This is a genomic window from Clostridium grantii DSM 8605, from assembly GCF_900129965.1.
GTDB classification, from domain to species: domain Bacteria; phylum Bacillota; class Clostridia; order Clostridiales; family Clostridiaceae; genus Clostridium_AF; species Clostridium_AF grantii.
Window position 1 is genome coordinate 1 of sequence record NZ_FQXM01000050.1, and the last position, 9,052, is coordinate 9,052.

A 9,052-nucleotide genomic window follows, 5' to 3' on the forward strand; every position below is an offset into this window, starting at 1 on the left:
CCCTTGGGGAAAACTGGTAAAATAATCTAAGCTGTTGTGAACGAAACGTGAACAACTGAGCGATAAGCTCTGCGAGGGATGGAATCCGATGCAAATAGGGTGAAGATGAAGTAGAAGAGGAAAAAAGTAAAAGTAAAGAAAAAGTGAATCTGATGATATAACTAGGAGATATAAAGTAAAGAATAAGAAGAAAAAATTGAAAAAAGACCCGTAGGGTGAGAAAAAAGAGCATGTTTCTACAATAGAGAAGCGTGTTCTTTTTATGCTAAATTAATATTTAGCGAATTTTAAACATTATTTTGAAAAAATCTTATTCTAATTTTTGTTTAACAAATGTTTAGAGTGATATATAATATAAGTATATATAAATATTAAATAAAAAATTGTGTAGGTGAGTTTATGGAACATTTAAATGAGGATGAAAGAATAATAGAGTTTGTTTCTTTTTGTATAGAAAATTTTAAAATTAAATATAGAATGAAAGGTAAAGATGTGGCTAATTTATTTAATGAAAATGGCGTGATTGATTTTTTGATGGAATGTTATGATTTACTCCATACTCAAGGAAAAGAGTATATTATATCTGAAATACAATTATTTCTAGAGAATAGGGGGATTGGGGTATGATACTTTATCATGGTAGTAATGTGTTAGTAGATAATCCTATTCTCTTAAAAGCTAATAGAACGTTAGATTTTGGACATGGATTTTATACCACAACGAGTAGGGAGCAGGCAAGAAAATGGGCAGTAATTAAAAGCAGAAGAGAAAATTCAGATAAAGGAATAATTAGTATATATGAAGTTGAAGAGGACATACTTAAGAAAAATAATCTTAATGTTAGAATATTTAGAGGAGCTAGTAAGAGTTGGCTTAAATTTGTACTTGATAATAGAATCCAAGAGGGATATATACATGAATTTGATGTAGTTAAAGGGTGTGTAGCGGATGATAGAGTGTATGCATGCTTAAATGCTTTTGAAAATCAATTTATGGATTTTGATACAGTAATTAAAGAACTTAAAACCTACAAGTTAAATGACCAAGTTTCATTTCATACAGTTAAAGCTTTAAATCACCTAAAATTTCTTGATTATGAGGAAGTGTAGATATGAGTTTACCAAAAATAACACAAGAAAATGTGCATATATTTATTCCTTTAAAAGCAGCTAAAGTGGCAGATCGTTTTGCAAAAAGTCACGGCATATCAAAAAAAGAAGCTCTTTTAGATTTTTATAACTCTAAGACATATGATGTCTTAGAAAGAGAATATACAAAGCTTTGGCATGAAGGGGTAACTTATATTTATATGGAATTAGAAATGGAAGAGGCAAGCAAGTCATAATTTGTCCACTCCGTATCCAAATCCTGACAACGACCCCTCATAGCCATCAACTTAAGGAAGAGCAAGCTCGGGGCATAAAGCATTTCCCCTCGCAATAGGGCCCAAGTTATCAAACATCAGAGAAATCTGATGTTTTTTTCTTGTATATTGAATACCACAGGTTATACCTGTGGTTCTAAAAAGCTTATAGCTATGAGTAGAAAAAATAAAACCTCCGATGTAAAATGGAAGTAGGTTTGCCGACCACAACCAACAAAGGAGGTATATCCAAAATGGATAATAGTAGTTTAGCACATAGTAAGTGGAATTGTAAATATCACATAGTTTTTGCACCAAAGTATAGAAGGCAAATAATATACGGAAAAATAAAAGCATATATAGGCCAAATAATAAGGAAGTTATGTGAGCACAAGGGTGTAGAAATAATTGAAGCAAATGCATGTAAAGATCATATACATATGCTTGTAAGTATACCGCCTAAATTAAGTGTGTCACAATTTATGGGATATTTAAAAGGAAAAAGTTCATTGATGATATTTGATAGGCATGCAAATTTAAAGTACAAATATGGAAACAGACAGTTTTGGTGTAAGGGTTATTATGTTGACACAGTTGGCAGAAATAAAAAGGTTATAGAAGAATATATAAAGAATCAAATACAAGAAGATTTAGCATATGAACAGATGAGTTTGAAAGAATATATTGACCTGTTTACTGTTAAACGTCAAATTATAGCTAATCAAAACGTCAGTTTATTTCTATTATTAATACAGTATTCACATCAAATTATTCCTATGAGGTCACTTTGTCACTAAGGAAAATTCATTTTATTAGTAGTGAATTTTTGAGATGTAGGCTATTTAAAAATAAAAAGAGGTAGCAATAATAGCTACCTAAGTTTGTTAGTTTAAATCAATATGTTCGGCGACTGCTTTTAAGGCATGAGCTACAGTTATCCCATCCACTTTGTTCATAATTGTACACAAGCGTTCAGAATTCCAAAATAAATCCCTTAAAGCAGATAGATGACAGCCTACATCATAGTCAGGAATACAAGCAAAATTACCATAGTTGGTTCTACCTATAACTATAATAAATCCACTTCTACTTTCAATCTTAAATTCATAATGACTACCAAATTTAGTTAAGTTAGTTATCATTCCAGACCAAATTTCTGTTTTTTTTCCTTTTTTCATTGTACACTCAAACCTAATTGGCATAGACAATCCCCCCTGAAAATAATCTGTAATTAACGAAGTGATATTTCATTGGCGGCAGCCATTATTATATCTGTGTCAATTACTGTTTTTTCGTGCTGCGCACCTATTATTAAAGCCTTTGTTAGAAGCATATTTAAACGTCTTATTGAGCTAGCGCAGCTTCTATATGCAGCTAAAACAGCATTATTATCAATAATTTCTGAAGAAGCACCTGCAAGCGACAATCTAGACTGAATGTATTCTATAGCCTCCGATTCTGAAAATCCTTCAAAGTCATAATTTATTATAATTCTTTGTTTTAATGCTTCGTGTATCTGTTTTTCTAAGATATTGTTTAGTATAGGTTGACCTATCAAAACCAGTGAAAAACAATCCTTTGAGTCCATAGAAAAATTCGTAAGTAGTTTCAAATCCCTTAAGATATCGGTACTCAAATATTGAGCTTCATCCCATACAAGCATGTAATGTACACGCTTATCGCTACTCATGTTTTCCATATAGTCTTTTATATTTTTAAACATATCTGATTTACGAGAACAAGGTTCAAGCCCTAGAGAAATACAAAACTGACGATAAAACTCAGTAGTAGTTACTGTAGTAAGACAAAGGTAAATAACTTTTGTTAAGTTTGGATTGACTTTTTTAGTGAAACATCTCAGCGCAAAGGTTTTTCCACTACCAGGCGAAGCCGTAAATAATCCAATCCCTCTAGTTTCATTAAGATAATCAAGTCTTGATATCATTTCCTTTAGATCTCTTGAAATGTATGCATCTTTTTCCTTGATACCTTTTTCAAAAGGGTTTAAGCTCATACCATAAAATTGCTTAAACATATTTAACACCATCCTTTGAATAATTTATATTAAGTGAATTTTTACGTTTGGTTTTACCATTTTCAACTTTATTTGTTTTTCTAATACTATACTTAACCTTTTGATAATAAATATAAGCATTATCCATGTCATCAGGCAGATATCGCACTTCAACTTTCTGCTTTATAAATTCCATAGGAACATCATAAGATATTTTATCAATGCTTATAGTTGCATCATTATTTACCCTACGGGTTATACGGTTCATAAAGCAATTAGCTAACCATTCACTGTCTGATGCTATTTTTACATGAGCTAAATCGCTCTTATATCTATTAATAGGACGCTCTTTTGTGGAAGAATGAAGAGTTATATTATGCTTATTAATATAGGTAAATAATTCATCATTTAGCTCCGCTAAGGAGGAAATAGATTCTGTATCTAAAGCATTTAACCATCTACTTTTTAATGTCCTGAAATTCCTTTCTACCTTACCTTTTGAAGCTCCATCTCTTACCATTGTATGGAGTTCTACTATTCCAAGAGAGCCACATATAAGGCTTAGCTGCTCATTTTTATAAGGAGAACCATTATCTAAATAAAGTTTATTAGGTATTCCGTATCTAGCCACAGCTTCTTTAAGCACTTTTTGAAAGTTGTAGGAATTATCATTATAAAAGAATCTACCACCTACTATAAGCCTTGATTTATCATCAATTAGCATAATTAAATATGTTCTTCTACATTCACCATTTTCAGTTATATAAGGTCCATAGCATGTATCTCCTTGATACATTCCAGTTGCAAACTCTTCTTCAAAAGCTTTTCTATCCTTCATGTTGATGCATCTAGCTGATTTAAGATCATTATTTTTTATAAATCTTTGAATTGTAGATAAGGATACATTTTTTTCATTGATAAAACCATCTTCGATAAGTTTATGATATATAAGTGTGGCATTAATTTTAGGGAATGTATTTTTTAGAGTAAAAATATGTTCTATAGCTACATCAGTTAACTTTCTAGTTTTTCCTACATCGCTCCGCGTTTTTGGTAGAAGGGCATCAAAACCAAACCTATTATAATCTGACTCCCAATTTGATAGCGTTCCTGGGCTATACAAAACTGAATTACCGTTAGGTAGTTTTACTGGAGTAGTAGAAACACGCCTATAATAAGCAATTTTAGATTTCTCTGTGAAGGTATTATTAATAGCAGGAGCTATTAATGCTAATCTAATTGATGCTATTTCAATCATTTCTTTGTTATTCATTAAAATCACCTCAATAAAAATGATATCACGTGCAGATTTTAATAACCATTATCATATTAAGTGGTGAATTAAAAATAAAAATTAAAATATTTAACTATAGCTAAATTATGATGTTCCTTGAAAAAATGATAAAGCTGTTCTATTTAAGAAGTTTATTATAAATGTCTCGATTTCAATAAAAGTACTGTTCATAATAGTCTGTAGAAATTTTAGAGCTGAAATAAGCTTGTCTTCTAAAAGACCAAGCCAGAGCTTTTTATGCTCTTTAAACTTTGTTAAAATTCGATAGAATGTAGAGATGGCGATACCATAATGTTCACACATAGCTTCTATTGAATTAAACTTACCTACAAGATAATCATGGATAATAAAAAGTGTAAATTTAAAACTAAATGACATATAAGGTACAATTACCGAAGGTAGGATGGCATGGGTATGTCCACAGGATGAACAAATGAGTCTAGAGATGGTTATTATATTATTACGTACCTCATTATTATAGTAAGTTACGAGATGGCGTTTATAGGATGCAAATGGTGTATTGGATAAACTATAACTGTACCAAAAAATAATTAAAAACCTGCCCACTAGTATTTTCCAAACCTTTTATACACACAATATTTAGGTAATAATATTGGATATAGAAGGAAGTGCGGAAGGTGATAATTTTGAATCAAAAACAAGATATTGTATTAAAACATATTAGAGAAGGTAAGTCTCAGAGACAAATAAGCAAAGAAACTGGTGTTTCTAGAGAGACCATCAGAAAATATATCACAGAATATGAAAATAAGTTAGTCGAAGTTACATCTGACTTAGGTGAAATAGATAAAACTAATATTATAGATGATATAACAGCTAAACCTAAGTACTTATCGTCTCCAAGAATAAAGAAAGCTTTAACAGAAGATGTGTTGGAAAGACTTAAAGAATTTTTAAAAGAAAATGAACAAAAGCGACTCACAGGCTTGTCTAAGCAACAAAAGAAAAAAATAGATATGTATGAAACTTTAATAGAAGAAGGCTACAATATAAGCTACGCCACTGTAGTAAAGGCTGTAAATACCATCGAAAGAAAAAAACGCGAAGCGTATATACGTCAAGAATATACTCCAGGAGATATAGTAGAATTTGATTTTGGGCTAGTTAAATTGACAATGAATGATGGTAGCATAAAAGAATTTCAATTAGCAGTATTTGCAGCAGCTTATAGCAATTATAGGTGGGCTAGATTGTTTCCAAAACAAAATACAGGATGCTTTTTAGAAGCGCATGCCTCATTTTTCAAGTACATTAAAGGTAATCATAGAACAGTGGTGTATGATAACACTAGAGTTGCAGTAGCAAAGTTTGTAGGGCATACATTAAAGGAACCAACAGAGGCACTTACAAAGCTATCGCTATATTACAAATTTAGGTTTAGATTTTGTAATGCATATAGTGGCAATGAAAAAGGTCACGTTGAGAGAAGTGTTGAATTTATAAGAAGGAAAGCATTTTCAAGAGACTGCACATTTTCCTCATTGAATGAGGCTAACGCCTATCTTGATGAAGTGCTAAAAAAATTAAATTCAAGAAACTTATCCAATTCCAATAAGTCACCGTTTCAATTATTAGATGAAGAACGAGAGTACTTATTGCCAGATATGCCTTTATATGAGACAGCTATTATTTCGGACCTACGAGTAACCAAATATTCAACGATCATGGTGAATTCTTGTTATTACTCCGTACCAGATGATTATGTTGGTACAATGGTACGATGTAAGATATACACTACTAAAATTTTAGTATTTTATAATGAAGAAGAAATAGCTAGGCACGATAAGGTTTACGGTATGAATCTATGGCATATAGATATTTCCCATTATTGTAAAACGCTTTTTAGAAAGCCGAAGGCTCTGGTTAATAGCACAGCTTTCAATCAAATGGATAGAATTCTAAAAGAGATTTATTTTAAATATTTTAACAATAATGAGCGAGATTTTGTAAAGCTTATTGAATTAGTTGGTACCTATGGGCTTGTACCTGTTAATAATGCCATAAAAAATTTACAAGAAGTATGCCCTACTACTATTAGCATTGATAAGATTGAGTTTATTTGCTCTAGAAAAAATGACCCTAAAATCATATATCTAGAAGATCATAATGATGAAATTATGGATAATTCTATTAACATGTTAAATGAATTTAACAATCTTTTAAACTCTTAAGAAAATAGTTCTATTGAGTAGACCTATTTCGAAGTAAATGCCTTATGTGATGCAAAATATTCAAAGGAGTGAATATTTATGAGTTCTAAGAATTCATTAATTAAAGAAATAAAAACATATGCTGAATCTATGAAACTTGGAGTTATAAAAAGTGATATTGAATTAACAATTGAAGATGCAAATGCTAATAATCTTAGTTATGAGGAGTTCTTACATGGACTCCTTCAAAAAGAAAGCGATATAAGAAGCTACAACTTAACTCAAAGCAGAATTAGAACAGCTAGATTTCCCTATAAAAAATATTTAGAAGACATTTCTATTGAGGATTTGCCATCTGATGCTCAATTAAAATTAAAGCACCTTAGTAGTCTAAAGTTTATAAAGGATGGGCAAAATGTAATATTTTCTGGAAATTGTGGTACTGGGAAAACCCACATTTCCATAGCATTAGGAATAAAAGCATGTTTAGAGGGATATAAAGTATTATTTACAACTGTGCCTCTTTTTATTACACAATTGAAAGAATTAAAATCAAATAAAAGTTTAAGAGGATATCAAAACAAACTCTCTAAATATGATTTGGTTATATTGGACGAATTTGGATATATTTCTGCTGACAAGGAGGGGGCGGAGCTTCTATTCACCCATATATCTTTAAGGACTGGGCAGAAATCTACAATAATAACTACTAACCTTTCTTTTGATAGGTGGGGCGAAATATTTGGTGACCCAGTTATGACAGCAGCAATGACCGATAGGTTAACTCACAAATCTTATGTTGTTAACATGAATGGAAACTCTTACAGGATGAAAGAAACTAAAGATTGGCTTAACAATCTAGAGAACTAATTTACAATTTTTGGTGGAAAGGTTTTTAATTATCGTTTGGACTAAAAATTATGTATAGAATACACATCAAAAATATTTATCTCATTTTCAAAAGAAGTTTGTTTAAAATACTTGCATAATTTAGAAAATAATCTTATCATAATAGTGAGTTATAAGAGCTATTGCTCTTATTTTTGGTGGGAAGAACTATTGCTTTGGTCGGCGGGTTCTTCCTTTTCCTTTCTTTAGTTTTAATAAGCGTAAAACAACCTCCTAATTATGTCAAGTCATTAGGAGGTTTTCTATAGAACTATTATGAAATATATAACTGCAAGTACTGACTAGATAATTATTATATCTATAGCTATAATTGTACGTAGAAATGTAGTTTTCAAAAGCTATATTTTGACGTACTACAAAAATCTATTAAATCGAGAATTTACGGAGCATGGACCCAGGAAAGTATTATTGACAGACATAACGTACATACCGTACAATGGCACCTTTTGCTATCTTTCAACTATTTTAGATGCATATACAAAGCAGGTTTTATCATATGCATTGAGTGATTCACTAGAAGTTGACTTTGTATTAGAGACTGTGAATAAACTTATAAAGAACTACGGAATAGAACTTAGTACAGAGACTTTAATACATAGTGATCAAGGATGCCATTACACAAGCACAAGTTTTATACAGTTGGTTAGAGATTGCAATTTAAGACAATCAATGTCAAGAAAAGCAAATTGTTGGGATAATGCTCCGCAGGAAAGCTTTTTTGGACATATGAAAGATGAGATAGACATTAGTCAGTGTAAGAAGTACAGAGAAGTTAAGGCTATTGTTGATGACTGGATAGATTATTACAATAACGAGAGATATCAATGGCAGTTGGCAAAACTTTCTCCTAACGAATATTACCAGTATATAATTACTGGAATATATCCTTTAGAAGATATTATAAAGAACTAAAAGAGATACTGTGTGAACGTAAGTTCCCTATTGCTTAAATTTAAAAATGTCCTTGACAAGGGGTACAGTTTAAACTTAGCAAGATATGATGGAGTTAGATATGGATATAGAACTAAAGAATTTGATGATGTATATGATATGATGATAAAAAGCAGAACAGAAGCTTTTGGTAAAGAAGTTAAAAGAAGTCATATACAAACACTGATAGCCATGAATGAGAAATCAAATAATGCTTGTAGTAAAGAGTTAAGTGAATATATTGAGCAAGTGAGCCGAGAGGATATATGGAAAGAATTGTTAAAGTTAGATAATAAAATAATAATGGCTTTTTTGTATAGCAAGTATTCTACAGCAAAAGAAAATCATATTCATATGGAGGTAGAAATCAA

General features: G+C 30.8%; 10 protein-coding genes and 2 pseudogenes. 8 read left to right on the plus strand and 4 right to left on the minus strand.

What is annotated here, in order from left to right; translation table 11 throughout:
- The first annotated feature begins 399 nt into the window (after positions 1 to 399).
- The 4 genes and pseudogenes from BUB83_RS20365 to tnpA all read left to right on the plus strand — a co-directional run.
- Positions 400 to 627 carry a DUF3791 domain-containing protein gene (locus BUB83_RS20365; protein ID WP_073340936.1) on the plus strand — a complete coding sequence of 76 codons (228 nt, stop codon included), beginning with the start codon at positions 400 to 402 and terminating at the stop codon, positions 625 to 627.
- On the plus strand, positions 624 to 1,109 hold the full coding sequence (locus tag BUB83_RS20370) for a DUF3990 domain-containing protein (protein WP_073340937.1): 486 nt from the start codon (positions 624 to 626) through the stop codon (positions 1,107 to 1,109). The genes BUB83_RS20365 and BUB83_RS20370 overlap by 4 nt, the downstream gene beginning before the upstream one ends.
- A 2-nt stretch (positions 1,110 to 1,111) precedes the next feature.
- Complete coding sequence (locus tag BUB83_RS20375; protein ID WP_073340938.1) at positions 1,112 to 1,345, plus strand: hypothetical protein; 234 nt, start codon at positions 1,112 to 1,114, stop codon at positions 1,343 to 1,345.
- 272 nt (positions 1,346 to 1,617) lie between these two features.
- Positions 1,618 to 2,061 (plus strand): annotated as a pseudogene (gene tnpA / locus BUB83_RS20380) (IS200/IS605 family transposase); the annotation flags it as partial.
- Positions 2,062 to 2,247: 186 nt separating this feature from the next.
- Here the strand turns inward: tnpA and BUB83_RS20385 are convergent.
- The 4 genes from BUB83_RS20385 to BUB83_RS23025 form a co-directional block, all read right to left on the minus strand.
- Entirely contained in the window at positions 2,248 to 2,565 is a 318-nt protein-coding gene (locus tag BUB83_RS20385; RefSeq protein ID WP_084133742.1) for a DUF6618 family protein, read from the minus strand.
- A gap of 29 nt (positions 2,566 to 2,594) precedes the next feature.
- Positions 2,595 to 3,377 (minus strand): ExeA family protein, encoded by a 783-nt coding sequence (locus BUB83_RS20390; protein ID WP_242950730.1) that lies wholly within the window; start codon positions 3,375 to 3,377, stop codon positions 2,595 to 2,597.
- A 13-nt stretch (positions 3,378 to 3,390) separates the two neighbouring features.
- On the minus strand, positions 3,391 to 4,650 hold the full coding sequence (locus tag BUB83_RS20395) for a DDE-type integrase/transposase/recombinase (protein WP_073340940.1): 1,260 nt from the start codon (positions 4,648 to 4,650) through the stop codon (positions 3,391 to 3,393).
- A 105-nt stretch (positions 4,651 to 4,755) separates the two neighbouring features.
- On the minus strand, positions 4,756 to 5,238 hold the full coding sequence (locus BUB83_RS23025) for a DUF6431 domain-containing protein (protein WP_423231154.1): 483 nt from the start codon (positions 5,236 to 5,238) through the stop codon (positions 4,756 to 4,758).
- Between the two features lie 71 nt (positions 5,239 to 5,309).
- On the opposite strand from BUB83_RS23025, the gene istA reads away from it, so the two are divergent.
- From istA to BUB83_RS21450, 4 genes and pseudogenes are all read left to right on the plus strand, one after another.
- Positions 5,310 to 6,863 carry an IS21 family transposase gene (gene istA, locus BUB83_RS20405; RefSeq protein WP_073340942.1) on the plus strand — a complete coding sequence of 518 codons (1,554 nt, stop codon included), beginning with the start codon at positions 5,310 to 5,312 and terminating at the stop codon, positions 6,861 to 6,863.
- Between the two features lie 78 nt (positions 6,864 to 6,941).
- A complete protein-coding gene (gene istB / locus BUB83_RS20410) occupies positions 6,942 to 7,712 on the plus strand; it encodes an IS21-like element helper ATPase IstB (protein WP_073340943.1) in 771 nt (256 codons plus the stop codon).
- Between the two features lie 384 nt (positions 7,713 to 8,096).
- Positions 8,097 to 8,663: an IS3 family transposase gene (locus tag BUB83_RS20415; RefSeq protein WP_159434128.1), complete on the plus strand. Its 567-nt coding sequence runs from the start codon at positions 8,097 to 8,099 to the stop codon at positions 8,661 to 8,663.
- 12 nt (positions 8,664 to 8,675) lie between these two features.
- A pseudogene (locus tag BUB83_RS21450) lies at positions 8,676 to 9,052 on the plus strand (hypothetical protein); the annotation flags it as partial.